At 65.1% G+C, this 25,876-nt stretch carries 20 protein-coding genes; 11 read left to right on the top strand and 9 right to left on the bottom strand.

Translation table 11 applies throughout. The features are described 5' to 3' along the window. The first annotated feature begins 56 nt into the window (after positions 1-56). Together CSC73_RS05000 and CSC73_RS04995 are read left to right on the top strand one after the other, a co-directional pair. On the top strand, positions 57-914 hold the full coding sequence (locus CSC73_RS05000; RefSeq protein WP_163839296.1) for an ABC transporter permease: 858 nt from the start codon (positions 57-59) through the stop codon (positions 912-914). Further along, positions 911-2,500 (top strand): dipeptide ABC transporter ATP-binding protein, encoded by a 1,590-nt coding sequence (locus CSC73_RS04995; protein ID WP_163839295.1) that lies wholly within the window; start codon positions 911-913, stop codon positions 2,498-2,500. The genes CSC73_RS05000 and CSC73_RS04995 overlap by 4 nt, the downstream gene beginning before the upstream one ends. Positions 2,501-2,604: 104 nt before the next feature. Here the strand turns inward: CSC73_RS04995 and CSC73_RS04990 are convergent, their stop codons facing one another. Next, on the bottom strand, positions 2,605-2,853 hold the full coding sequence (locus CSC73_RS04990; RefSeq protein ID WP_093288919.1) for a hypothetical protein: 249 nt from the start codon (positions 2,851-2,853) through the stop codon (positions 2,605-2,607). Positions 2,854-3,022: 169 nt separating this feature from the next. Between CSC73_RS04990 and CSC73_RS04985 the strand changes: the two genes are divergently transcribed. The 3 genes from CSC73_RS04985 to CSC73_RS04975 all read left to right on the top strand — a co-directional run bounded on the left by CSC73_RS04985 (position 3,023) and on the right by CSC73_RS04975 (position 6,002). After that, entirely contained in the window at positions 3,023-3,454 is a 432-nt protein-coding gene (locus CSC73_RS04985) for a hypothetical protein (RefSeq protein ID WP_163839294.1), read from the top strand. 197 nt (positions 3,455-3,651) lie between these two features. Further along, the gene (locus tag CSC73_RS04980) at positions 3,652-5,310 is read left to right on the top strand and encodes an alkaline phosphatase family protein (RefSeq protein WP_211840809.1); all 1,659 of its coding nucleotides are present in this window, start codon (positions 3,652-3,654) and stop codon (positions 5,308-5,310) included. Positions 5,311-5,327: 17 nt separating this feature from the next. Continuing rightward, entirely contained in the window at positions 5,328-6,002 is a 675-nt protein-coding gene (locus CSC73_RS04975) for a hypothetical protein (protein ID WP_163839293.1), read from the top strand. A 98-nt stretch (positions 6,003-6,100) separates the two neighbouring features. Here CSC73_RS04975 and CSC73_RS04970 read toward each other — a convergent pair whose 3' ends face one another. The 4 genes from CSC73_RS04970 to CSC73_RS04955 all read right to left on the bottom strand — a co-directional run bounded on the left by CSC73_RS04970 (position 6,101) and on the right by CSC73_RS04955 (position 11,477). After that, a complete protein-coding gene (locus CSC73_RS04970) occupies positions 6,101-7,894 on the bottom strand; it encodes a DUF885 domain-containing protein (RefSeq protein ID WP_093288910.1) in 1,794 nt (597 codons plus the stop codon). Positions 7,895-7,984: 90 nt separating this feature from the next. Beyond that, positions 7,985-8,428, bottom strand: a complete 444-nt coding sequence (locus CSC73_RS04965) for a cytochrome c oxidase assembly factor Coa1 family protein (protein ID WP_163839292.1) — start codon at positions 8,426-8,428, stop codon at positions 7,985-7,987. Between the two features lie 41 nt (positions 8,429-8,469). Continuing rightward, positions 8,470-10,704: a S9 family peptidase gene (locus tag CSC73_RS04960; RefSeq protein WP_163839291.1), complete on the bottom strand. Its 2,235-nt coding sequence runs from the start codon at positions 10,702-10,704 to the stop codon at positions 8,470-8,472. Between the two features lie 56 nt (positions 10,705-10,760). Then, positions 10,761-11,477: a glutathione binding-like protein gene (locus CSC73_RS04955; protein WP_163839290.1), complete on the bottom strand. Its 717-nt coding sequence runs from the start codon at positions 11,475-11,477 to the stop codon at positions 10,761-10,763. A gap of 113 nt (positions 11,478-11,590) precedes the next feature. Here CSC73_RS04955 and CSC73_RS04950 point away from each other — a divergent pair, with 113 nt between their 5' ends. The 5 genes from CSC73_RS04950 to lepB all read left to right on the top strand — a co-directional run bounded on the left by CSC73_RS04950 (position 11,591) and on the right by lepB (position 18,768). Beyond that, entirely contained in the window at positions 11,591-12,196 is a 606-nt protein-coding gene (locus CSC73_RS04950; RefSeq protein WP_163839289.1) for a TIGR00645 family protein, read from the top strand. 53 nt (positions 12,197-12,249) lie between these two features. Beyond that, the gene (gene uvrD, locus CSC73_RS04945) at positions 12,250-14,439 is read left to right on the top strand and encodes a DNA helicase II (protein WP_163839288.1); all 2,190 of its coding nucleotides are present in this window, start codon (positions 12,250-12,252) and stop codon (positions 14,437-14,439) included. After that, the gene (locus CSC73_RS04940; protein WP_163839287.1) at positions 14,417-16,537 is read left to right on the top strand and encodes a peptidase domain-containing ABC transporter; all 2,121 of its coding nucleotides are present in this window, start codon (positions 14,417-14,419) and stop codon (positions 16,535-16,537) included. The genes uvrD and CSC73_RS04940 overlap by 23 nt, the downstream gene beginning before the upstream one ends. A gap of 171 nt (positions 16,538-16,708) precedes the next feature. After that, positions 16,709-17,956 carry an HlyD family secretion protein gene (locus tag CSC73_RS04935; protein WP_163839286.1) on the top strand — a complete coding sequence of 416 codons (1,248 nt, stop codon included), beginning with the start codon at positions 16,709-16,711 and terminating at the stop codon, positions 17,954-17,956. A gap of 182 nt (positions 17,957-18,138) precedes the next feature. Then, positions 18,139-18,768 carry a signal peptidase I gene (gene lepB / locus CSC73_RS04930; protein ID WP_163839285.1) on the top strand — a complete coding sequence of 210 codons (630 nt, stop codon included), beginning with the start codon at positions 18,139-18,141 and terminating at the stop codon, positions 18,766-18,768. 61 nt (positions 18,769-18,829) lie between these two features. On the opposite strand, the gene CSC73_RS04925 is transcribed toward lepB, so the two are convergent. From CSC73_RS04925 to CSC73_RS04910, 4 genes are read right to left on the bottom strand one after another with little or no spacing between them, the layout of a single operon-like run. Then, positions 18,830-20,212: a matrixin family metalloprotease gene (locus CSC73_RS04925; protein WP_163839284.1), complete on the bottom strand. Its 1,383-nt coding sequence runs from the start codon at positions 20,210-20,212 to the stop codon at positions 18,830-18,832. A 5-nt stretch (positions 20,213-20,217) separates the two neighbouring features. Further along, positions 20,218-20,859 carry a hypothetical protein gene (locus CSC73_RS04920; protein WP_163839283.1) on the bottom strand — a complete coding sequence of 214 codons (642 nt, stop codon included), beginning with the start codon at positions 20,857-20,859 and terminating at the stop codon, positions 20,218-20,220. Beyond that, positions 20,856-22,550: a S8 family peptidase gene (locus CSC73_RS04915; protein WP_163839282.1), complete on the bottom strand. Its 1,695-nt coding sequence runs from the start codon at positions 22,548-22,550 to the stop codon at positions 20,856-20,858. Before CSC73_RS04915 ends, CSC73_RS04920 begins: the two co-directional genes overlap by 4 nt. A 10-nt stretch (positions 22,551-22,560) precedes the next feature. Next, positions 22,561-24,048, bottom strand: coding sequence for a trypsin-like serine peptidase (locus CSC73_RS04910; protein ID WP_163839281.1), 1,488 nt, complete (start codon positions 24,046-24,048; stop codon positions 22,561-22,563). A 234-nt stretch (positions 24,049-24,282) separates the two neighbouring features. Between CSC73_RS04910 and CSC73_RS04905 the strand changes: the two genes are divergently transcribed. Beyond that, the gene (locus tag CSC73_RS04905) at positions 24,283-25,830 is read left to right on the top strand and encodes a cytochrome P460 family protein (protein ID WP_163839280.1); all 1,548 of its coding nucleotides are present in this window, start codon (positions 24,283-24,285) and stop codon (positions 25,828-25,830) included. Positions 25,831-25,876: the final 46 nt, after the last annotated feature.

The raw sequence follows: 25,876 nt of genomic DNA, 5'->3' as shown, positions 1-25,876 counted from the left end.
CCCTTCGGGCACCTTCTCCCAGGGGGAGAAGGAAAGAGCAGGCTACGATGCGCACCATGCAAACACTGCGTACCCTGCCACCCCTCGCACGCACCTGCCTGGCCCTGCTCGCAGCGCTGGCATTGAGCTGCTGGCTCGGTCCCCTGTTCAGCGCATACACCCCGCATTCCCCCGACTGGAATTCGCTGTCCGTCGCCCCCGGCGTGAACGGGCACTGGTTCGGTACCGACGCCATCGGCCGCGACGTTTTTGCGCGCACCCTGGCGGGCGGACGCCTTTCGCTGACCATCGGCCTGCTGGCCAGCGTGGTTGCGCTGGTGATCGGTCTGACTTACGGCGCCGTCGCCGGCCTGGCCGGCGGCCGGGTGGAGCGCGCGATGCTGCGCGTGCTGGATGTATTTTCCGCGCTGCCGTTCCTGCTGGTGGTGATCCTGCTGCTGACTTTGTTCGAACGCTCGCTGGGCCTGCTGCTCGCCGCCATCGGCGGTTACGTATGGATCGACCTGGCGCGGGTGATGCGTGCGGAAAGCGCGCGCCTGCGCGAGGCGCCGTTCGTGCTGGCTGCGCATGCGGCCGGGGCCACCTTTGCGCAACGCCTGCGCTGGCACGTGCTGCCCAACCTGATGCCACTGGCGTTCGTGTACCTGGGCCTGATCCTGCCGCAGGCGATCCTGGTGGAAAGCTTCCTGGGTTTCCTGGGCCTGAGCGTGGACGAGCCTTCGGCCAGTTGGGGCACGCTGCTGGCCGAAGGCGTGCAGGAACTGGATTCGGCGCCGTGGACGCTGCTGTTTCCGGCCTTGTTGCTGGTGGTCACGCTGGCCGCTTTCCAGTTCCTGGGCGATGGCCTGCGCGACTGGATGGATCTTCGTGGCGAAAGCGTGCGCGGCGAACGTGCCGAGTCGGCTGCCGCATGAGCTTGGCCGCATTGAGCCCCCGTGTGCGAGTGGAGCTTGCCGATCTGCGCATCGCCGCGTCCGGACGGGACCGGCGCGAACTGCTGCATGGCCTGTCGCTGGAACTCGATGGCGGCCAATGCGTGGGCCTGGTCGGCGAATCGGGAAGCGGCAAGAGCCTGACTTCGCTGGCTTTGCTGAATCTGTTGCCGCCGGGATTGGAAGCCAGCGCCAGTCTGCGCGTGGATGAGCAGCAGGTCGTGTTCGGTTCGCCGGCGCATGCCGCTATGCGCGGGCGCGTGTTCGGCCTGGTGCCGCAGGATCCGCTCGCGGCGCTGCACCCTCTGCGCAGGATCGGCGCGCAACTGGTCGAAACCCTGCGCGCGGCGCGCGGCCTGTCGCGCGAAGCGGCCGGCAGGGAGGCCGAAGAGTTGCTGCGCCGCGTGCAGATGCCCGATCCGCGCCAGGCGCTATCCAAGTACCCGCATCTTTTTTCCGGCGGGCAGCGCCAACGCATCGCCATCGCGCTGGCGCTGGCGACGCGTCCGCGCGTGCTGATCGCCGACGAGCCGACTTCCGCGCTGGACGCGCGCATCGCCCGCGACATCCTGGGCCTGCTGGACGATCTGCGTCGCGAACAGAACCTGGCCCTGCTGCTGATCAGCCACGACTTGCCGCTAGTGGGCGCCTACGCGCAGCGATTGCTGGTGCTGCGCGGCGGCGAAGTGCTGGAGCGAGGCGACACCCATGCGGTATTCGCCGCCCCCGGCCACGCCTACACGCGCGAGCTGCTGGCGGCCGACCAGCTGCAGGAACTGCCTGCGCCCGTTGCCGATGCGCCGGTCCTGTTGCGCGCCGAAAACCTGCGCATGCGCTATCGCGGCGCCGCGCGCGATGCGCTGGATGGGGTGGAGATCGAACTGCGGCGTGGCGAAGGCCTGGCCCTGGTCGGCGAATCGGGCAGTGGCAAGAGCACGCTGGGCCGCGCGTTGCTCAAGCTCCTGCGCGGCGCGCAGGGCCGTATCGTGCTGGAGGGTGTCGCCTTGGATTCGTTGAGCGCGAGCGGGTTGCGCAAGCTCCGCCGGCGCATCGGAGTGGTGTTCCAGGATCCTTACGCATCGCTGGATCCGCGCCTGGATATCGCGCGCATCGTCGCCGAGCCGCTGCGCATCCACGGCATCGGCGATAGCGCGAGCCAGCGCGCGAAAGCATCGGAACTGCTACAGGCCGTGGGCATGGACGACTCCGCGCTGGATCGCTATCCGCACCAGTTTTCCGGCGGGCAACGGCAACGCATCGCCATCGCGCGCGCGCTGGCGACGTCGCCGGATCTGCTGGTCTGCGACGAAGCGGTCTCCGCTCTGGATGCGCATCATCGCGCTGCGATCCTGGCCTTGCTGGCCAAGCTGAAACGCGAGCGCGGCCTGGCGCTGCTGTTCGTCACCCACGACCTGGCGGCCGCCTCGGCCGTGGCCGAACGCATCGCCGTACTGGAACAGGGCCGCATCGTGGAATGCGGCGAGACCGCGATGGTGCTGTCCCAACCGCAGCATTCCCACACCCAGGCACTGGTCGCCGCGCGTCCCGCCTTCGCCGCCATCCTGTAGGTGTAGGAGCGACGTAAGTCGCGAAGCGCGTACAGCCGAATCCGTCTTGGCGGACCTGATTTCCGCAGTTTCGCGACTTACGTCGCTCCTACACAGGTTTGGATTTAGAAGATACCGCCGCCGATCGCCAGGCGGACGATGCCCACCACGATCACGATGCCGTTCAGCAGCAATCCGGTTTTGGCGCGGCCGGTTTTGGCGTCGGAAGTGAACAGGATGCCGATGGCAGCGATGATCGCGCCGACCGCGGCGAAGGGGATCAGGAACCAGTTGCCCCAGCCCAGCAGCGGAATCAGCGCCAGCACCATCCAGATCATGGCCACCACGCCCCACAACACACTGATAAGACCCATGACAGCACTCCTGGTTAATGTGCCAACTATAACGCGCAGACGCCTTCGATCCGGGCCAACGATGCCTAGAGTCGGCCACCGTTGCGGTGCCCGCGCCGGTGGCGCCAAGGTATGCGAGCATTCAGTCCCATAGGCCGATCATCCAGCCATCCTTCCAGGGGAAACCGCCATGAGCCTGCGTTCCGTCACTCTTCTCCTGCTGGCCCTTGCGCTCAGCGCCTGCGCCGGTACCTCCAAGGTCATGCTTGGCCAGGCGCGTCCGCCGGTCGATCCGGCCCAGGTCCGGATCTACACCACGCCGCCGCCGGGCTCCATCGAGATCGCCCAGCTCGAATCCTCCAGTGCGGTCGGTTTCGGCACACAGAGCCAGACCGATGCGGCCGTCGCCCGGCTCAAGCGCGAAGCCGCCGCACTGGGCGCCAACGGCGTGATCCTGATGGGCGTGGGCTCCAGCGGTTCGCCGGTGGGCATGTCGGTGGGCGCCGGCAGCTATGGCCGCCACAGCGCGGGCGGCATTGGCATCGGCATTCCGACCACGCAGAAGAAGGCCGCCGGCGTGGCGATCTACGTACCGCCGGGGGCGGAGCCTGCGCAACCTTGATCGATTGAGCCAATAGCGACTCCGTGGGAGCGGCTTCCAGCCGCGAGCTCTTCCATCAGCCATACCACAGCTCAAAAGCTCGCGGCTGGAAGCCGCTCCCACATGTTGCCGGCGTAGCCGAACGGTTGCATTGCGGTCATCCAAGTGCAACGACCCGCACCGACAGTGCGTTCTCCCCCGAGCAATGGAGAACGCCCATGCGCCACCTGTCCACGATCCTGGGCTGCGCCGCCCTGACCATGCTGGTCGCAGGTCCCGGCCTGACCGCCGAACCCGAACACATCCGCGGCAAAGCCTCGGCCAAGCGTGCCGCTTCCGCGCCAGCTCCGGCGCGCGGCGAAAGCGCCCAGCAGTGGTACAGCGACGGCGCGCGCGCCGCGCGTGCGGGCGCCGAGCTGCGCCCCAGCCATAAAAAAGCCAAGAACGTGATTCTGTTCGTCGGCGACGGCATGGGCCTGTCGACGGTGGCGGCCGCGCGCATCCTGGAAGGCCAGCTCAAGGGCCGCAGCGGCGAAGAGAACGCGCTGAGCTTCGAGCGGTTCCCGTACCTCAGCCTGTCGAAAACCTACTCGGTCGACGGCCAGACGGCGGACTCGGCGCCGACCATGACCGCCATGATGAGCGGCATCAAGACCAATCAGGGCGTGCTGGGCGTCACCCAGGACGCGCGCTACAACAATTGCGCCTCGGCCAAGGGCAAGGGCGTGGCCAGCCTGCTGGAAGTGGCCGAAGCGCTGGGCATGTCCACCGGCATCGTCAGCACCGCGCGCATCACCCATGCCACACCGGCCGCCACCTACGCGCATACGCCCAACCGCGACTGGGAAAGCGATGCGGAACTGAGCGCCGAGGCCAAGGCTTCGGGCTGCAAGGATATCGCCCGGCAATTGATCGAATTCCCGTACGGCAACGGCCTTGAAGTCGCGCTGGGAGGCGGCCGCAGCTATTTCCTGCCCAACACGCTCAACGATCCCGAAGACACCAGCAGCAAAGGCCGCCGTCTGGACGGCCGCAACCTGGCCAACGAATGGGGCAGCAAGCCAGCTTCGGCCTACGTCTGGAACAAGGCGCAGTTCGACGCCATCAATCCGGCCACGACCAAGCACCTGCTGGGCCTGTTCGAGCGCTCGCACATGGAATACGAGGCCGACCGTCCGCTCGATGCGGGCAAGGAACCGAGCCTGGCCGAGATGACCGCCAAGTCGATCGACATCCTGCAGAACCGCAACGGCAACAAGGGCTATTTCCTGATGGTGGAAGGCGGGCGCGTCGACCACGCCCACCACGCCGGCAACGCCAGCCGCGCGCTGGTGGACGCCATCGCCCTCTCCGATGCGGTGCGTACGGCGCAGCGCAAGAGTTCGGACGAAGACACCCTGATCATCGTCACCGCCGACCATAGCCACACCTTCACCATCGCCGGCTATCCCGACCGCGGCAACAACATCCTGGGCAAGGTGGTCACCGATGGCGCGCTGGCGCTGGACTCCGACGGCAAGCCCTACACCACGCTCGGCTACATCAACGGTCCCGGCTATCGTGGACCGGCCGCGCGCCCGGACCTGACCAATGTCGACACCGCCAACGTCAACTTCCTGCAGGAGGCGGCGGTGCCGTTGGGTTCGGAAACGCACGCTGCCGAAGACGTGGGCATCTACGCCACGGGTCCGGGTGCGCACGCCTTCCAGGGTGTGGTCGAACAGAACGTCGTCTTCCACGTGATGGCGCAATCGCAGAGGGACACCTCGTTCTTCTTCTGCTCGCTGTTCGGCGGTTGCGGCAAGAACGACAAGAAGTCGTCGCTCGCGCCTCCGCTGCTCGAAGCCGACCTGCGCGCCGGCATGACCAAGCAGTGATGGCACGCGGATGGCTCTTGCTCCTCGCGTTGATCGCCGGCCAGGGATGGGCCGGCGATGGCGGCAGCGATGAGCCGGGCTCCAACACCACGGCCGCTGGCGATGAATCGGCATGGATGGGCGACTACCGCATCCGCGATGCGCGCGGCGAGAGGGAGCTGAAGCTGGTGCGCAACGGCACACGCATCGAATACCGCATCGCCGGTGAACCGATCAGAGTCTGGCGGCAAACGTCCGATGGGGTGGAACTGCGCGAACTGTATCCGGCCGACCGGCGCATGGTGGTGTACGCGCCAGGCGATCTGCGCACCCTGGACAAGGTGCCGGACTGGGCGCAGCTGTCGGGCCTGGTCGATCCGGCGTTGCGGGCGCGATTGGATACCGCCGGCAATGCCAGCGCGTTCGCCCAGCCGCTCGCCCGTTATCGCGGCGCCGACGCACAGGGAAAGCATGTCGAACTGGACTGGTTGCCGGCTTCCGGTTTGCCGGCCCGCTATTGCACCGGCAAGCCGGACAGCAGCAGATGCAGCGGCGGGGATTCCATCCGTCTGCAGGGATTGACGCAGATTCCGGTGGAGCAGGCGTTCACGCCGCTCGATGGCCTGCTGGAGATCGATCATGCCGATCTTGGCGACATGGAAATGGATGCTTTTGTCCATGGCCTGTCGCACGCGGAGCACTCCACGCACTGACGTCGGTGGAGTCGTTATTGCATGACGACCGTAGGGCGGGCATTGCCCGCCACAGGAAAATCAAGAGCGGCGGGCAGTGCCCGCCCTACTCGAAGAACTTATTTCTTCGCCTGCTGCGCAGGAATGAAGACTTCATTCACCGCCTTGGCCAGCTGATCGGGCGGCAACAGCCCCTGATCCAACAGGAAATTGTTGAAGGCCTTGCGGTCGAAGCGTTTGCCCAGCGCCAGCTCGGTCTGCATGCGCAATTCCAGGATGCGGGTGTAGCCGTAGAAATAGCTGCCGGCCTGGCCCGGCGCGTTGAAGGTGTAGCGGTCCAGTTCCTGGCGCGCCATCGGTTCGGACAGGCCCACGTCTTCCTCCAGCACCAGACGCGCGCGTTCGCGATCGGTGAGGCCCAGGTTGAGGCTGGGGTCCAGCATCGCGCGTGCGGCGCGCAGCAGGCGGAACTGTAATGCGATCAGCTGCCCGTCCAACGGTTCGTAAGGCACCATCTCGGCTTCGGCGTACAGCGCCCAGCCTTCGACGTTGACCGAATTGAAGGCGAACATGCTGCGCGCCAGCGAGACCCCGCGTTCGACCATGGCGGTGAACTGCAGTTCATGGCCGGGACGCCCCTCGTGCGCCGACAGCGTCCACGCCACCGCGTCGAAATTGAAGTCGTCGTAGTTCTTGCCCTTGCCGTCCTTGTCCGGATTGCCCAGCGGCAGCACGAAGGTGCCCTGCTGCCCGGTGTTGCCCACCAGCGGTGCGGGCAGGAAGTGCGGCGCCGGCTGGGCCGCGCTTTCGGCGGGCGAACCCAGGCGCATCTGCATGGGCCGGTTGGGCACGTCGACGATCTTCTCGCGCACGATGATCGGATCGATCCGGTCGATGATGCCGCGGTAGTAGGTTTCCAGCTTGTCGTTGGGAATGCTGTCCTTCTTCAGCGCCTTGATCACCTCGCGGTAGTCGGTCGCCTCGATGCCCTTGGCCTTGGCCACCAGAGGCGCCAGTTGCTGCATCGCCGCGCGGGTTTCCATGAACTCCAACTGCGCGCGCCGCATCAGCAGGGCCGGGTCGATGTCGATGCCGTACTGCTTGAGCTGGTAGGCGTACAGCTCCGGCGGCAGACGGGTGTCGGTGCGCGCTTTCGGCAGGACCTGGGTGCGGGTCCATTCGTTGTAGGCCTTGAGTTGCTTCTCCATCGCATCCAGCGCCTCCTCGGCGCCGGCGATCTTGTATTTGGCGAACAGATCGCGCACGCCGCTCACATACGTATCCACGTTGCCGACCGCACGTTCGACTTCTAGTTTGGTCGGCTGCAGCAGTTCGCCGTTGGCCAGTTTCTCTTCGTAGCGCTGCTGCGCCAGGGTGGCGATGGCGGTGCTGCCCGGTGCGAGTCCCACATAGCGTTTCAGGCGATCCAGCGCCTTGGCGCGTCGCTCGGCGGGTGTCTGATCGGAAAGCAGGCCATTGATGCCGTTGAACACCATCTGCGGCGCATCGCTCCACGGAAGCAGGTATTTTTCGTTGAGCTCGCTGCCTTCGATGTTCTCGTCGGCCGCGGCGATCATGATCTCCAGATCCTGGCGCACGTTGGCGTCGCGCTCCAACTGGAGCTTGGTCCGCAGTTCGGCCTTGGCTTTCGCGGTGGCCTCCCGGTAGCGCTTGGGATTGTCAGGGCCCAGATCGGTCACCTGGTCGTCGTAGCCGGGAATGCCGAAGAAGCTGGCGTATTCCGGCTGGAACGGCGCTTGCGCCTGCAGCAGGATCTGCGCATAGCGGTTGCTGGTTTCCACCCAGGCCGGAGAAGCGGCCGACTTGCTTTGCGCGGCGTGCGCTGCGGATTGGGCCAGAACAGGCAGGGGTGCGGACAGCGCAAGGGCGATGGCGAAGACGAGAGGTTTCATTGTCGGATCCGGCGAATAGGTGCGATGACCCTACCGGCTAGCCCCCGCCGCGGCAATGCGTCTTAGGTCATGCCTTCCGACGCGGATAATTCACTGCGTTTGCGCAGGCAGCAGATCGATGGGCCGGTCGCTGCCGTCCACGCGCACCAGCAGCGTTGAATAGTTCCATTGACCTGCGGATTTGGTCGCTTCCAGATAGATGTCACCTTCGCCTTTGGGCCCGGAGATGGGGATCTGCAGGTTGGCCTTGCCGGAGGGGCCATTGACACTGATGTTGCCCATCATGAACCAGCCTTCCTCGATCGGTTCGCCCAGCGCCTGGACGACGGCCGGATTGGCCTTGGCTTCCCGCAGAGCCTGCTGGTAAGCGTCGGAGGACTTCATCATGCCTAACAATGTCGACATGAAAAGCAGGATGACTCCTGCGAACAAAGCCAGGAGCAAGGCGCTGAGCAGCGGAACAGCCCATTTCCAGTGCCGGCTCCACCATCCGCGGGAGTGGCTGGTGGGAAGCGGCGGCGGCATGGCATTCATGGCGGTCATCCCGATGGGTTGGATGAAGGGTACAACGCCGGTCAGGGTTTGAGGCAGCGCGCCAGGAAATCCTCGGTCAGGCGATAGCGATGCAGCAGATCGCTGCCCTTCAGTCCGTGCTTGGCGCCCGGGTAGGTCATCAGTTCGAATGGTTTGCCGCGCTTCTGCAGCTCGCTCATCAGCTTGGTCGAATTGGTGAACAGCACGTTGTCGTCGGCCATGCCGTGCACCAGCAGCAGTTTCGATTTCATGCCGTCCAGATGGGTGAATACGCTGGCATCGCGATAGCCGGCTTCATTGGCCTTGGGCAGGTTCATGTAGCGCTCGGTGTAGTGGGTGTCGTACAGGGCCCAGTCGGTGACCGGCGCGCCCGCCACGCCGCAGGCATAGGCCTCGCTGTGCTTGCCGAGCAGCATCAGTGTCATGTAGCCGCCGTTTGACCAGCCGTAGACGCCGATGCGCTTGCCGTCGACGAAGGATTGCGATTTCAGCCACTCCACGCCGCGCAGCTGGTCGTCCACTTCCACCGTGCCCTGCTTTTCGTACAGCGCGCCACCGAAGGCCGCGCCGCGCCGCGGCGTACCGCGGTTGTCCAGCGAGAACACCAGATATCCGTTCTGCGCCAGGTACTGGTTGAAGAACGCATCGCTGCGTCCGGGCCAGGCGCGGGTCACGGTCTGCGCGGCGGGACCGCCATAGACGTACACGACCACCGGATATTTCTTGGACGGATCGAAGCCCTCCGGCTTGATCAGACTGTAGTGCAGAGAGGTCTTGCCGTCGGCGGCGGTCAGCGTTCCGAATTCGAGCGGGCGCTGCGCATCGCGGTATTTCGCGTACGGATGTTGCGGGTCGGCCAGCTCATTGGCGAGCAGCGTGGCCAGCTTGCTGCCGTCGGCCTTGAACAATTCGATCTGCGGCGGAGTTTCCTCGTTGGACCAGCTGTCGACATAAATGCTGGCGTTCTTGGCGAATACCGCGTCGTGTTTGCCGGCCGTTCTAGACAGGGCGGCGATCGGGCCGCTTTTCAGCGAAACGGAATACACCTGGCTCTCGGTAGGCGAATCCTTGCCGGCGCTGAAATAAACCAGCCCCTTTTCCTGGTCCACCGCAAGCAATGCATCCACCGGCCATGGCCCGCCGGTCAATGGCGCAAGTTGCGTCCCGTCTTCTGACGCGAGGTAGAGATGCTCGAACCCGCTTCGCTCCGAAGACCATACGAAACGGCCGTCGTCCAGAAAGCGCAGGTTGTCGTGCAACGGCACCCAGGTCTTCGAAGTTTCAGTGGCCAGCGTGCGCTGCCGGCCGCTGGCCAGTGTGGTCTCGATCAGCTCCAGCTTCTTCTGATCCCGCGATTGGCGCTGGAAAGCGAGGCGCTGCGGGTCGCGCCAGTCGACACGGGCCAGATAGATGTCTTCGTCCTTGCCGAGGTCGATCCATTCGGGCTTCGCGTCGGCTTTCGGCGCGATCACACCCAACTTCACCCTGACATTGGCATCGCCAGCGGCGGGATAGCGCTGCTCCACCACGTCTGTGCGGTCGGGATACACCTCGTAGCGCTTCTGCACGGGCACCGGCGATTCGTCGATGCGGGCGAAGGCGAGCGCCGAATCGTCCGGGGCCCACCAGTAACCGGTGTGGCGACCCATTTCCTCGTCGGCGACGAATTCGGCGACGCCGTTGCCGATGGTATCGGAACCGTCCCCGGTCAGGCGTACCTTCTGTCCGCTGGCCAGATCGATGACCCACAGATTGCGGTCGCGGATGAAACTGACGAAGCCGCCCTTGGGCGAAATCTTCGGATCCGTGGCGAAGCCGCTGCCGTCGGTCAATTTGCGCACCGCCGCTGTTCCGGATTTGGCCAGGTCGTACAGGTAAAGCTCGCCGCCCAAGGGGAAAAGCAAGGTCTTGCCGTCCGGCGACCATTGGTAGTCGACGATTCCCGACAGCGCCGCGATGCGCTGGCGCTCGCGGCGCGCCTTCTCTTCATCGCTCAGGGTTTCGGCGCCGGGCAACACCACCTTGGAATCCACCAGCAAGCGCGTCTGCCCGCTGGCCACGTCGTATTCCCACAGATCCAGCTGGTTGCGGTCGTTGTCCTTGCCGCGCAGGAAGGTCACCCGCGAGCCGTCGGGCGCGATCTGCGGCTTGGTCAGCGTGGGGCCGGACAACGGCGCGCTGCCGGTGATGGCTTCGAGCGTGAGTTTGCTCGGGAGTGGCTGAGCGGCGTGTGCTGTGGCGGAAAGCATCATCAAGCTGATCAACATGAGGCGCATGGGGGGTCTCGGGGTGTTTTCAGTCGTCATCCCGGAGAAAGCCGGGATGACGATCCTTACTTGGTTGGACTGCTTTGGCCGAAGAGATGTTTCCGCTCTTCCTCACTCAATGGTTTCCCCGCGTCCGGGTTCACCTTGCTCTTCCAAGCATAAGCCCGTTCGGTCGCCGGCCTGGCGGCGATGGCCTCGTGCCAGCGCTTGATGTTCGGGAATGCCTCGAAATCCGCCGGCAGCTTGTCGTAGGCGCCGATCCACGGATAGGTCGAAATATCGGCGATGGTGTAGGCGTCGCCGGCCAGGAACTCGTTCCCGGCCAAGCGCTTGTCCATGACCCCGTGCAGGCGCGTCACTTCGCGGCCGTAGCGGTCGATGGCATAGGCGATGGGTTCGGGCGCATACACATTGAAATGGCCCATCTGCCCGGTCATCGGCCCCAGCCCGCCCATCTGCCAGAACAGCCATTCCATGGCGGCGGTGCGGCCGCGCAGATCTTCGGGCAGGAACAGGCCGGTTTTTTCCGCCAGGTACTGCAGGATCGCGCCGGATTCGAACACGCTGATCGGTGCGCCGCCGTCGGCGGGCGCGTGGTCGACGATGGCCGGCATCTTGTTGTTGGGCGAAATAGCCAGGTATTCCGGTTTGAACTGGTCGCCGGCGCCGATATCCACCGGTTTGATGCTGTATTCCAGCGCATGGCCCGCATCGACCAGCTCTTCCAGGAAAAGCGTGATCTTGTGGCCGTTGGGGGTGGGCCAGTAGTACAGATCGATCATGGCGAAACTCGTTGTGGGGCAAGGGAAGTGGAGTTTAGCCCCGTCGTCGCGCTTGGCAGCGTCACCATGGGCCGGTAACCTGCCGCATCCCCGCAACGCAGCATTCCGGTCCCATGTCGCATCAGCAACCCAATCGCCTCGGCCCGCTTCCCTCGCTGATCTTCGCTTCGCGCTGGCTGCAGTTGCCGCTGTATCTGGGGTTGATCGTCGCCCAGGCGGTTTATGTCTGGCAGTTCGGCGTGGAGCTGGTGCATCTGGTGAACGAGGTGTTCCTGCACGGCGGCGAAGCCGAGCAGGCCGCCAAGCTGGCCGAAGGCGGCCCCACGGCCGAAGTGGCGATCATGCTGATCGTGCTGGGACTGATCGACGTGGTGATGATCTCCAACCTGTTGATGATGGTGATCGTGGGCGGCTACGAAACCTTCGTCTCGCGCCTGCGCCTGGAAGGGCACCCGGACCAGCCCGAATGGCTGAGCCACGTCAACGCCAGCATGCTGAAGGTGAAGCTGGCCATGGCGATCATCGGCATCTCTTCCATCCACCTGCTGAAGACTTTCATCGAAGTCGGCGACCTGGGCATGCCGGACAGCAAGTTCACCGAATCGGGCGTGATGTGGCAGACCATCATCCACTGCGTGTTCATCCTGTCGGCCATCGGCATTGCCTACACTGACCGTTTGATGAGCCACGTGACCAACAAACCCAAAACCGAGCACTGATTTGCCCTTGATCGATCTCAGTGCTTGCGCGCGGTACGGCGTAAAATAGCCGCGTGGATGTCTCCCATTTACTCGATGATCTGAACCCGGCGCAGCGCGAAGCGGTTTCCGCGCCGCCGGGCCACTATCTCGTGCTCGCAGGCGCCGGTTCGGGCAAGACGCGTGTGCTCACCCACCGCATCGCCTGGTTGAACGAAGTGCACGGCGTGCCGGTGCACGGCATTTTTGCCGTCACCTTCACCAACAAGGCCGCCGGCGAGATGCGCCACCGCGCCGACGCGCAATTGCGCAACGGCAGCCGCGGCATGTGGATCGGTACCTTCCACGGCCTGGCCCATCGCATGCTGCGCCTGCACTGGCAAGAGGCGAAGCTGCCGGAGACCTTCCAGGTACTGGATTCGGACGACCAGCTGCGTCTGGTCAAGCGCGTGGTCCAGCAGATGGAGCTGGACGAGGCGCGCTTCCCGCCGCGCCAGATCGCCTGGTGGATCAACGCGCAGAAGGACGAAGGCCGCCGCGCCGAGCATATCCAGCCCGGCGACGACCAATGGACCGATACCTTGCGTCGCGCCTATGTGCTGTACCAGGAGCGTTGTGACCGCGCCGGGCTGGTGGATTTCGCCGAACTGCTGCTGCGCGCGCACGAGGTGTTGCGCGACCAGCCCGCGTTGCTGGCGCATTACCGCGCGCGCTTCCGCGAGATCCTGGTGGACGAATTCCAGGACACCAACGCCATCCAGTACGGATTCGTGCGCCTGCTTGCCGGCGACACCGGGCACGTATTCGTGGTCGGCGACGACGACCAGGCCATCTATGGCTGGCGCGGCGCCAAGGTCGAGAACGTGCAGCGTTTCCTCAAGGATTTCAGCAGCGCCCAGACCATCCGCCTGGAGCAGAACTACCGTTCCAGCGCCAATATCCTGGGTGCGGCCAATGCGGTGATCGCACACAATCCGGACCGCATCGGCAAGCAGCTGTGGACCGATACCGGCGACGGCGAGCCAATCGATCTGTATGCCGCCTACAACGAAGTCGACGAAGCGCGCTATGTGGTAGACCGCATCCTGCAATGGGTCCGCGACGGCGGCAGCTACGGCGAGGCGGCGGTGCTCTATCGCAGCAACGCGCAGTCGCGTGCCTTCGAAGAAGCGTTGCTGGCCGAGCAGGTGCCGTACCGGGTCTATGGCGGCATGCGCTTCTTCGAGCGCGCCGAGATCAAGGACACGCTGGCCTATCTGCGCATGATCGCCAATCGTGCCGACGACGCGGCGTTCGAGCGCGCGGTCAACACCCCCACGCGCGGCATCGGCGACCGCACCCTGGACGAAGTGCGCAAGCGCGCACGCACGCTGTCGCAGCCGCTGTTCGAGGCGGCGCGCGCGCTTTCGGTGGGCAACGAGCTGGCGGGCCGCGCGCGCAACGCGCTGGCGGGGTTCATCACCTTGATCGAGGCATTGTCGGTGGAGGTCGCCGAACTCGAGCTCAAGGACAAGATCGACCACGTGCTGATGCGCTCGGGCTTGCGCGATTTCTATCTCAACGAAAGCAAGGGCCAGCTGGATTCGCGCACCGAGAACCTGGACGAACTGGTTTCGGTCGCCTCCCGTTTCGTTCGACGCGACGACGAAGACATCCTCGATGAAAGCCGCGAGGGCATGAGCGAGCTGACCGCGTTCCTGGCCTACGCCTCGCTGGAAGCCGGCGAAGGCCAGGCGCAGGCGGGCGAGGATGGCGTGCAGCTGATGACGCTGCATTCGGCCAAGGGCCTGGAATTCCCGGTGGTGTTCCTGGGCGGCATGGAAGAAGGGCTTTTCCCCAGCGGCAAGTCGCTGGACGAAAGCGGGCGGCTGGAAGAAGAGCGCCGCCTGGCTTACGTCGGCATTACCCGCGCGCGGCAGAAGCTGATGTTGAGCTATGCGGAAACCCGGCGCATCCACGGCCAGGACATGTACGGCATCCCGTCGCGCTTCCTGCGCGAAATTCCGACGCACCTGCTGCACGAAGTGCGGCCCAAGGTGCAGGTGTCGCGCACCTATTCGGCCGGCGCGTCCCGCAGCTTCGGCCACGTGCCCATCGAAGCGCCGCCGCTCAAGCTGGGCGCCAATGTCTCGCATCCCAAGTTCGGGCAAGGCGTGGTCACCGACTACGAAGGCGCAGGCGCCCACGCGCGCGTGCAGGTGAACTTCGACAGCGAAGGCAGCAAATGGCTGGTGCTGGCTTATGCGAACCTGCAGGTGTTGTGACGTCCAATCCGAAGCCGCCGAGTGCGGCCTCGCTTCGCTGGCGATGGTCGCTGACGCGAACGGCATGAAGCTTGGCCTGGCGGAAATGCGTCGCCGCTTTCCATTGTCATTGAAAGGTGCCAGCCTCACGCGTCTGATGACGGTTGCCGGGCAACTGGGCTTCCAATCCCGACCATTGCGATTGGATATGGAGCACTTGGGCCAGCTCAAGCTGCCCTGCATCCTGCATTGGAACTTAAACCACTTCATCGTCCTGGCCAAAGTCGGCAAGAAGAAAATAACCGTTCTCGATCCTGCCTTCGGCAAGCGCGAACTCAGCTACGCCGAAGTCTCCGACCACTTCACCGGCGTGGCGCTGGAGCTGACCCCTACCGCCGAGTTCAAGCCGCAGAAGGCCGCGCCCACAATTTCCTTCCGCCAGCTGACTGGTCGCGTTACCGGCCTGTGGCGTTCGCTGGCCTTGATCCTGGCGCTGTCGGTCGCTCTGCAGGTCTTCGTCATCCTGGCCCCCTTCTTCATGCAATGGGTGGTGGACCAGGTACTGATCTCCGCCGACCGCAACCTGCTGACCGTGCTCGGCCTGGGGTTCAGTCTCGTCCTGCTGCTTCAAGTAAGCATCGGGTTGCTGCGCGGCTGGTCGGTGGTTTACCTGTCCACGCGGTTGGGCCTGCAGTGGATGGGCAACGTCTTCAGTCATCTGCTCAAGCTGCCGCTGGATTTCTTCGAGAAGCGCCACCTGGGCGACATCACCTCGCGCATGGGCAGCGTGCAGACCATCCAGCGCACCCTGACCACCAGCTTCGTCGAAGCCCTGATCGACGGGCTGATGGCCGTGGTGACTTTGGGCATGATGCTGCTCTACAGCTGGAAACTGGCTTCGGTCACCTTGTTGGCCGTAGCGCTGTATCTCGGTCTTCGCGCATTGGCTTTCCGCCCGGTGCGTGAAGGCACCGAACAGCAATTGGTCGCCAGCGCCAAACAGCAAAGCCATCTGCTTGAGTCGATCCGCGGCGTGCAATCGGTCAAGATCGCCGGCCGCGAAACCAGTCGTCGATCCACCTACCTCAACTTGATGAACGACACCGTCAACCGCGATGTCTGGCTGGCCAAACTGGGCTTGGGCTTCAACACCGCCAGCCAGCTGATCTTCGGCGCCGAGCGCATCGCGGTGATCTGGATGGGCGCGCTGTTGGCCATGCAGAACGTGTTCTCGGTAGGCATGCTGATCGCCTACCTGGCCTACAAGGACCAGTTCGCAGGGCGGGTGAGCAGCCTGATCGACAAATGGGTCGAGTTCCGCATGCTGCGTCTGCATGGCGAACGCCTGGCGGATATCGCACTGGCCGAACCGGAAGTCCTGGACGGGAATCGCTTCGAACAGGCCCCGCCCGCCAGTACACGCCTGGAAGTCGATGGGCTGAACTTCCGCTACGCCGAAGGCGAACCATGGGTGCTGCGGGACTGCAGTTTCACCGTGGAGGAAGGCGAATCGGTCGCCATCGTCGGTCCCTCGGGCTGCGGCAAGACCACTCTGGTAAAGCTGCTGCTGGGTCTGTTGAAACCAACGCAAGGCACGATTGCCGCAGGCGGCCACGATATCGCCAAGCTGGGGCCGCACAACTACCGGCAGATGGTAGGCGCGGTGATGCAGGACGACCAGCTGTTCGCCGGCAGCGTGGCCGAGAACATCGCCTTCGGCGAAGAAGGCTTCGATTCCGGACGTATCGAAGCCGCCGCCCGCCTGGCGGCCGTGCACGACGAGATCGCCGCCATGCCGATGGGCTACCACAGCCTGATCGGCGACATGGGCACCACGCTGTCGGGCGGGCAGAAGCAGCGAGTGATCCTGGCGCGCGCTCTTTACCGCATGCCGCGCATTCTGTTCCTGGACGAAGCCACCAGCCACCTGGATGTGGAGCGCGAGCGTCTGGTCAATGAGGCGGTGCGTGCGCTCAAACTGACCAAGGTGATCATCGCGCACCGACCGGAGACCATTGCCAGCGCCGACCGGGTTCTGGTGATGCATGGCGGAAGGATCATGGAAGAGCATCGTCCGGCGGGAGTTGCGGCTGCGACGCTGACGGCGGTGGCGCTATGAACCCCTCAACCGTCATTCCAGCGAAAGCTGGAATCCATCTTGATCTTGATTTGCTCTTGGTATCCAAAAGCCAAGCAACAGCAAAGTCAAAATGGATGACCAACCATTCGACTGTTGAAAATCAGCTTCCAGCTCTCGCTGGAATTACGAACGTTGTTGGATGCGCGTCGTATGACTGATTCCTTGTTTCGTCATGAAGTGCTGGAAGCCAAACGCAGTAGTTGGCTGGGGGGCATCTCGCTCGCTCAGCCGCTGCGGCTTTGGACGCTGGCCGGCTTCGCGATGCTCGCTGCCTCGGCCGTGATCTGCTTCCTGATCATGGGCGACTACACGCGACGCTCGCGGGTGGCGGGAGAACTGGTGCCGGATCTGGGGCTATCGACAGTGGTATCGCCGACCAATGGGGTCGTAGGCCGGCTCTTCCCCGAAGAAGGCGACGAGGTGAAAGCCGGCGATGCGCTGACCCTGATCGACGTGCCGCGAGTGACCGCCGCCGGCAGCGACGCATTGACGGTGATCAGGGACGGTCTGGAAACCCGGCGCGACAGCCTGACCGAACTGGGGCAGTCGCAAGCCGCGCAGATCGACGCGCAGATCCAGGGCATCGGCCGCCAGCGCGCCGCCGCGCAGCGCGAGCTGGCGCAGATCGAGAACGAAATATCGACTCGCCGCGAACAGGTGCGCATAGGCAAGGAAACCACGGAGCGCTACCAGCTGGTAGCGGACCGGAAGTACGTCAGTCAGGTGCAGGTGAACCAGCAACAGCAATCCCTGCTCGAACTGGTCAACGCCCAGCAAAGCCTGGAACGGCAAGCCACTTCTATCCGCCGCAGCATCGCGCAACTGGATCAGACGCTGCGCGAACTTCCCGCCCAGCGCAGAGGCCTGCAGGCCACGACCAGCCGCGATCTGGCGATGCTGGAGCAGGAGCGCGTGCAGCAGGAGGCCAACGGCGAGTTGCTGGTGCGGGCGCCATTGGCCGGGCTAATCGCCAACCGCCTGATCGAGCCGGGCCAAGCCGTGCAGGCCGGACAGCCTGTGATGAGCGTTCTGCCGAAAGGTTCCCGGCTGCAGGCCCAGTTGCTGGTGCCGAGCGCGGCGGTAGGTTTTATCGAGCCGGGCGACCGGGTACTGCTGCGCTACCAGGCATATCCCTACCAGAAGTTCGGCCACCATGGCGGCAAAGTGATCCGTGTTTCGCGCAGCGCCATTACCCCCGCGGGCGATGGCGCACAAGACGCCGAACCTTATTACCGCGTACTGGTCGCCCTGGATGAGCAATCCATCACTGCCTACGGCAAGCAGGAGCCATTGCGGCCGGGCATGCGGCTGGATGCGGACATACTGGGCGAGCGCCGCAAGCTGTACGAGTGGGTGTTGGAGCCGCTGTACTCGTTGCGTGGAAAGTTGGGAAGCTAGGGCTTCAAGCGCAAAGCGGCGTCGCCTCCCATGCCGTTCCGGAATGCCGAAGTCGCCGCGTAGCAGATGCGGGTTGCTGCGGCGCGTGCGCTACGGCTGCCGAATGGGCCGCATGACCCATGGCATATGCGGATCGCGCCGGTGCGTGAGTTACTTTCTCCGGAAAAGACCCGGAGACGCCCATGCGAACGCAAGCAGTACCCTCCAGCCGCCCAGGAAAAGCCAGGCGCTGGATCCGCAGCGAACTGCCGCAGATCGTACTGATGCTGGCGTTGCTGGCGGCGGCGCGCGATTCGTTCGCCAATCATTACTACGTGCCGTCGGGGTCGATGGAACACACGCTGGAGATAGGCGACCGCGTGGCGGTAGACATGCGGGCCTATGGCGTGCGCCTGCCGTTCACCGATGTGCAGCTCATGGCTACCGGCAAACCAGAGCGCGGAGACATCGCGGTGTTCGATTCGCCGCAGGACGGCTCTCGCCTGATCAAGCGCGTGGCCGCGGTGGCGGGAGACGAGGTGGAACTGGTCGATGGCAGGCTGAGCATCGGCGGCGTCACGCTGGGAGCGATTGACGCAACGGATACCGAGGTCTTCCGCAACCACCGCGCCGCGCTCAACCTGTCGCATGGCGGCGGACCGGACATCCACGGCCTGACCGTGCCCGATGGGCAGGTACTGATGTTGGGCGATGCGCGCGGCAACAGCATCGATGGGCGTTTCTTCGGGCTGGTGCCGGCAAGCGAGCTGTATGGCCGTGCGGTCGCCGTCTATTACCGCCGCGGAGAAGGCCTGGTCTGGCGCAGGCTTTGAAAACGCAATCGCCCGTTGCCGCATGGCCACTGCGGCAACGGGACGGAACCGTGAAGCACCCTCAGTCCGGCTTGGTGTAAGTGATTTCCAGTTTGTAGTTGCCCGCCGCGTAACCCCGCACCATCACGTAGATCTTGTTGCGGTTGGCCGGCACTTCCAGTTCGCAGGTTTCGTTGGCGTGGCTGAGATAAGGGCGGCAAATCCAGCTTGAGGTGTCCGGTGGCCCGACATAGCGCACGTACAGGTCGGGATCGCCCGCATTGCCGCCGGCTCCCTGCATCTTCACCTGGGCGATCGAGCCGGGTTTGACCGCGAACGGTCCGTACTGCTTCTTGGCGTTCTTGGCCACGGATTGGTTGTCGAACACCTTCGTCTCGGTAGCGCCGGTCGCCGGCGCTTCGGGGGCGTGATAGACGCACTGCGCCAGGTTTTCCGGGTTGTTGCTGCCTTTTCCATACAGGCAGGCCGAACCCGCCTTGTCCAGGCCCGTGAGCACCAGCGACCAGTCGCCGCCGCCGTTGCATTGCGGATAATGCATGACCGAGAACTTGTCGTAGGCGGTCAATGGCTCGAACTGATCGTCCTCGAAGCAGATGCCGGCCTCCGGACGCGTGTGCTCGTGGCGCAGGCCCAGCGTATGGCCCAGCTCATGGCGCAGGATGCCGACCAGTTGCAGCGGCTCGTTGGAGGGTAGATCGAAGGAGGAATTGTCGATCAGCACGTTGCGGTCGCTGCGCTGGTCGCTTGGGAAGAACGCGCGCGCCAGGTATTCGCCGCCCACGTCCACCGGCCGCACATCGAACAGCACGTTCGGGTTGCTTGCGTTGCAGCCGCCGTCCTGGGCCGGTAGATGGATGAAATCCACCTTCGCCGCTTCTTCCCAGGCGAGTGCGGCCGCTTCCATGTCGGCGATCACCGCGGCCTTGTGCGTGCCGAACGCGTTGCTGACGCAATAGGTGAGTTGCTTCTTCTTGGCGCTGGTCCAGATATCGACGCCGCCAGCGGCCCCCTTGGCGGCGGCCAGCGCCACGGTCAGCTTGCCGTTGGCCACGCCATCGGTTTCCTTCTGCATTTTCTCGAAGAATTCCTGCAGCAGCTTGCGGTCGGGAATGGCGATGTCGCCATTGACGATGTACTTGCCGCTTTCGCCCGGCTCCTTGTAGACCGACGCTTCGAATTCCTCGAAGGTCTTGCCGATCCATTTCCTGCGCGCGGCATCGGCCGCCTCCTCGATGGATTTCTGCGCGGCGGCGATGTTCTCGTCGGTCGCCGCCACAGCGCCCGTGGCCGGTTTTATGTCGCTGTCGGCGGGTGCGGGCGCAGGTTCCACCGACGGGGCGGGGTCGACCGTCGCGGTGGGGGCATCCTGCTTGCAGCCGGCAAGCGCCAATGCGATGGCCAGGGTCAGCAACGGACGCGCGAAGGGGGAAGTGGGTGCGCTCATGGGTTCTATTCCTTGTTGGAGGGGCAGGGTGCTTCGACGACGTTGAGCAGGTCGGCGCCGGCCGCGATCTTGCGGATCTCGGTCAGCGCGGCCTGTGCGTCGCTGGCATTGCGGAATTCCACGCAAAGCCGTGATTCGCCTTCGATGCCGATGCGTTGGTAGCGCATGGCGGCGACGGCGGAGGTCGCTTGCTGCCGTTCCAGCAGCGCGCGTATTTGCTTGAATGCTTCGCGGGTTTCCGCAGGGACGCCCTTGCCGCGCGAGAGTGCGTCGATGGTGATGCGCACGGGTTGGGTGTCCTTCGCGTCGGTGATGGGCGATGTCGGCGGTGGTACGGGACTCGCGGGTGTCTTGCTGGGGGATGTGGGCTTTGGCTTTGACGGAAGCGGCGGTGCTGGCGCGCCGGTCGGTGCGGGCGATGCCGTGGTTGGCGCGGCCGTTTCCGTGATAGGCGTATCGGGAACTGTCGCTTCCATCGGGTAGGTGTCGGGATCCGGCGCGCTGGGCGCAGACGCAGATTCGGAAGGTGCGCTGTCGGCATCGCCGGCCGGTGGCGCAGGTGCGCTGCAGGCCGTGCAGGCGCAAGCCAAAGTCAGCAGCGCCAGTAATGCGCGCGACACCGCGTACGGAATGCGCGTTGCGTTCATGGCGTACCCGGCATGCGCGCGGCGAGCGCGCGCGAAGCTTTCGGTTTCACCGTATTGGGCGACTGCAATTGGCCGGGCCGCGGCGCCTCGAGCGCACGCTGGAACGCTTCGGGGTCGCGCATCGCCAGATCCAGCAGTTCCGGACCGAAGCGTGCGAGTTCCGCTTCCAGATCCGCGGGCTGGCCCAGCAAGCGCTGCAAGCCCGCGCGCAATTCGGCCGGGTCGCGGTCCAGCGTGCGCGACAACAAGCTGACGGTGTCGTCCTTGGGCGGCGCGCGCAGTTGCGTGCGTGGCGATCCCAGCGGTTGGCGCAGCAGCTTGTCCAGATTGAGGATGCCGGTGCCATAGCGCTGCCCATCCCATCCCTGCGGCACGCGCGCGCTGGCTTGCATCGCCTGCACGAACAGATCGCGCCGGGTCAGGCTTCCCTGCGCGGCCTTGATGCGGTCGCGTCCATGGAACGCGATCCAGCTGGCGGCCGCGCCGGCCACCGCTGCGGTGGCGAACGAGGTGCCGTTGCCCGGGCTGGACTCTATGCCGGTTGTGCCGACCACGGCGTCGGCCACATAGACGTCCTCGCCGGGCGCCGAGATGTCGACCGCGCGTCCCTTCGAGGAACCCTTCCACGGTTTGTTGTCGGCATTGGTGGCGCCCACCGCGATGGCGTTGTCGTAGCTGGCCGGGGCCACCACCATGCCGATGCAGTTGCCGGCGGCGTTGACCACGATGATGTCGCGGCGCACGGCGTCGTTGATGGCGCGCTCAAGACCGAAGAACGCGCGCCCGCCCAGGCTCATCGAAATCACGTCGCACTGCGCCTTGGTCGCATGGCGCACGGCCCGCGCGGTATTGGAATCCAGCACGCGTATCACGCTGTTGAAGGTGCGGATGGGCACCAGGGTCGCCTTGGGCGCCAGGCCGTCGATGCGGCCGGGCGCGGTGGTGTTGCCGCTGACGTCGAAGCCGCCGTCGCTGATCAGCACGCTGCCGGTCTTGGTGCCGTGCCCCGGATTGCCGGAATAGCCCAACGGATCGCGCGCGTCGTTGCCGCCTTCCATCAGGTTGAGGGTGAAGCTGCGGTCGATGCGTCCGGAGTCCAGGTCGACGTGATCGGTCCAGCCGCTGTCCGGGTGGCAGATGCGCACGCCTTCGCCCAGCGTCTTGCCGCCGGGCGGCGGCGCGAGCTTGCGCGCCGCCTCGACCGCCATGTGCTGGGCATCCAGCGACCATGCCGGATTCGTTGGCGCGGCGATACCGTTGTCGCCCAGGCAGGCGGCTACCGCAGAACGCTTCTGCGCTTCGACCAGCGTGTCCTCGCTGTCCGGTTCCACCTGAAGGAAACCGCCGCGCTCGCGCAAGGCATTGGCCGAGTCCCAGGGATTGCCCTGCGGCGGGTCGGACACGCGCAGGCGATGGATGCGCGACAGCCCTTCCGGGTCGTCGTTCGCCGGGACGTCGGGAAACAAAGGTTCGATGCCGACCACGTCGGCGAACACGTCCTCGGCGGCCGTGCGCAGATCGGCGGGAGTCTGTGCGGCTGCAAGTTCCACCACGTAGCCCTGCGTATAAGCGGGCGCGGCGGCGGGCGGCGCTACTGGCGCAGCCGTGGCCGGCGGCGTCGGGGCCGCGGGTTGCTCGCGCTTGCACGCTGCGATCGGCAGCAACAGGAACAGCAGGAACGCTGGACGCATGACGTTGTCCTCAAGTGGCGGGCAGTACGCAAACGCGGGAATCCTCGCGCCAGGCCGGCGCGGCGATGTCCAGGCGTTCGATCACCTTGGTGATGGGCAGCACCGCTTCGTGCGCGCGCCAGCCGGCGGCCCAGGGTTCGGACAGATCCTCCTGCCCGTCGAAGAGCAATCCGATCACCGCGTGCGAGCGGCGGTGGTAAACCGGTGATCCGGAATTGCCGCGGTAGGTGTCGCTGTCGGCGCCGATGGTCGGCTGCCGGTCGAAGCGCACGCTGATGTACTCGTAATAGGGCGCGCCGTCGCCTTCGCGCAGCTGGTAGCTGTCGACGAACTCCTTGAGCTTGCCCTCGCGGTAGGACAGGTCCTCGGCCTCGATGGAATCGAATTCAGCGCTGACCAGCAGCTTCATGGCGATGTACTCGTCCGGCGTGACCCGGAACGGGAAGTACACGAAGCTGTTGTCGTGCACCGTGCGCGGTTCTCCCAGCGGATAGCCGATGACGTACAGCGGGTCGTCGCGTTTCACCTGCGCCAGCGACAGGCATTGCGGGGGATAGGCGGCGCCCGGCAGCACGCCGTCGGCGTTGACGCCGAGTTCGAGCAGCACGAAATCCAGGTTCCCGCGTTCGTCCTCGTCGCTCAACCGGATCGCGCTCACGGGGAACACTTGCTTGGCGAGATGGTTGCCGGCCAGATCGTCCTCGTAGTCGAAAACGGCTTCGAATTCCTCCGGGGTCTCCTCGAGGATGCAGTGGTTGTTGGTCAACGCCAGCCTTTCGCCGATCAGCACCGCGCTGCAGCGCGGTTTTTCTTCCTGTCGCGCCCTGAGCGCGAAAGCGCCGCGCGAGTTCGCGTAGATGCGCTGGTAGGTCTGCGGCGGGTAGCGGTCGTCGTGGTCCAGTCCGTACAGCGACTTGCTGAGGCGGCGGACTTCGGCGTGCTGCTCCACCAGTTCGCGCTGCTCCGCGCGCTGGCTGTCGTCCAAGGCCTTGTAGGCCTGCACGAGTTGCCGCTCGGTGTTTTCGGCGCTGCGCTTGAGCTGAACAAGATCGGCTTCGGTCGCGTCGGCGCCGAGCGCGGTTTCGGCGATGCTGCTCATGCGCCGTTGCGCGGCATCGACGTTGCGGTACTTGGCGCGCTGTGTGGGCGCGAGATCGTTCCAGCGCTTGGTGGCCTGCAGCTGCACGTTCTGCAATTGCACCGAATCGCCGGGGCCTTCGACCACCGCGGCCTGCACCGGCACCTGCCGTACCTGCTGCGCCACCGCATCGACATTGGAAACCGCCACCGCCGAATCGGCCGTCTGCAGCACCACTTTGCCGCCCTGTTTGGTGATTTCGACAGGCACCACCACGCCTTGCGGCCTGCGCCGCACCTGCTCGCGCAGTTCGCTGGTGCTGATGCGCTGCTCGCGCGGCGCGTCCTGGGCCAGGGCCGTGAGCGGCGACATGCAGCATAGGAACAGGGCAAGACTGGCGCAGAAACCAGAGTGTTTCATTGCGTGGGATCTCCCGGGGGAAAGATCGTGCGATGTGAAGTTTTTACGTTGCGCAATGCGCTGCGTAACAGTACCAACGCGGTTGCACGCGAGTTCGGGCCATCGCATCCCGAGTGTCCGGCTCTGCTGCGATGCCGCGTTGGGAAGAATTAACGGCGTGGGGTGGGCGCGTCGCGATGACGCCGAAGCAACGGCTATGCGCGCGCAAGCGCAGCGACAGAATGGAGATTGCCCGTGGATATCCGCATCGCTCGACTTTCATTTTCAATGCTGGCGCCTTTCGCGCTGGTCACCTGCACGCAGGACGCACGCGTGCGTTCGCAGGAGCCGGCCGCTTTGGCCGGCGATACCGACGCAACTTCGATGTCCGCGGCGCTTCTGCCTGCGGCCACCGGTTGCGCGCCGGGTACCCGCTGCCTTTCGGTCACCGGCACGGGAAGGCCCTTGGCCAGCGGAACCTTTGTTGCGCAATGCCGCGGCAAGTTCGCCGATTTCATCGTGCCGAAGACGACGCTGCCAGGCGCCTATGCGGGTCCCTGGTTCCAGCCGAATCTGCTGGAACAGGCCTCCACCGGCGTGCCTAGCGGTTCGCGCCCGTGGCTCGCTTTCGATCCGCGCGATCCCGACGAACGGCTGGCTTACGCACTGGCGCTGCGCAATTACGCGTTCAGCAGTGCGGTCGTGCGTGGCCTGACGCCGCAGCTGACCGCCGATTCCGATTATCGCGATGCCGCAGGCGGCACAGTGACGGCCGCGCAACGCAACCAGAAGTGGTATCCCGCGCCGCGCATGTTCTACGGACCCACCAATTCGCCCGGCACGCGCGAGGCCGCCCATGGCATGACCCTGGAACGCACGGTGCGCGTCGGAGAACTGGGCAATAACACCACGGCCTTCCAGAACTACGCCGTCGCCTATTACGACGCGCGCGGCGGGCGCGTTTTCCAGCGCTTGTGGAAGACGACCACGCCCGGCGTCGATCAGCCCAAGCTCAGTGGGATGAGGTTCACCGAAGGCAGCTTCGTGTTCAAGTTGCTATACAGCGCTGCGGCGCCAGGCGCTTTTCCCCAGGATCTGCTCGCCGGATCGCTCAAGCTCGACATTCTGCCCAATCCGGGAGGGGCTCCGGTATCGGTACGCTTGATGCAGATCGACATCGCGGTCAAGGACAGGCGCGCCAGCGATACCGGCTGGTATTTCGCCACTTACGCTTACGACGCTTCGCAACCCGGCGCATCGCCGTGGAAGAAGATGGCGCCGGTGGGATTGATGTGGGGCAACGACCCCGACGGTGCGCCGATCACCGAGTCCTGGATCAATACCGCAGCGCCGGCTTATGCATTGGCGCATCTGGGCGTGGACGGCCGGCTCAACGGACCGGTCGACAATCCCGCTTCGGCCTGCATGAGTTGCCACAGCACCGCACAGGCGCCGTCGCTGGCGGGAATGCTGCCCACCGGCGCTTGCGCCCAAGCGCCGTTCCGCGCCGACTGGTTCCGCAATCTGCGCGGCACCACCGCCTTCGGCCGTCGCCAGGCCTCGGGGCAGACCTGCCAGACGAATCTGCCGTCCGGCGTGACCGTTACTGCTGCGGACTACTCACTGCAGCTGTCGGCGACGGTGGCGCGCGCCTTGCCCACCGCGACCGGCGGACAGACCTTCAATCCCTGCACCTGGAACGAAAATGCGCCGCCGCCTTCGGCACTGGTCGCGCTTTCGCCGCAGGCGGCGCGGTTGCAGCAGGCCGATGTCGAGCAGTACGAGGTGACGCGCGATCCCTGAGAAGCGGTCGCGCGAGGTAATTGAAGAGCGTCGGGGACGTAGCCCC

It is taken from the genome of Pseudoxanthomonas sacheonensis, assembly GCF_010093305.1.
Lineage (GTDB): Bacteria > Pseudomonadota > Gammaproteobacteria > Xanthomonadales > Xanthomonadaceae > Pseudoxanthomonas_A > Pseudoxanthomonas_A sacheonensis.
The sequence above is the reverse complement of the archived record's forward strand: the minus strand, read 5'-3'. Positions and strand labels throughout refer to the sequence as shown.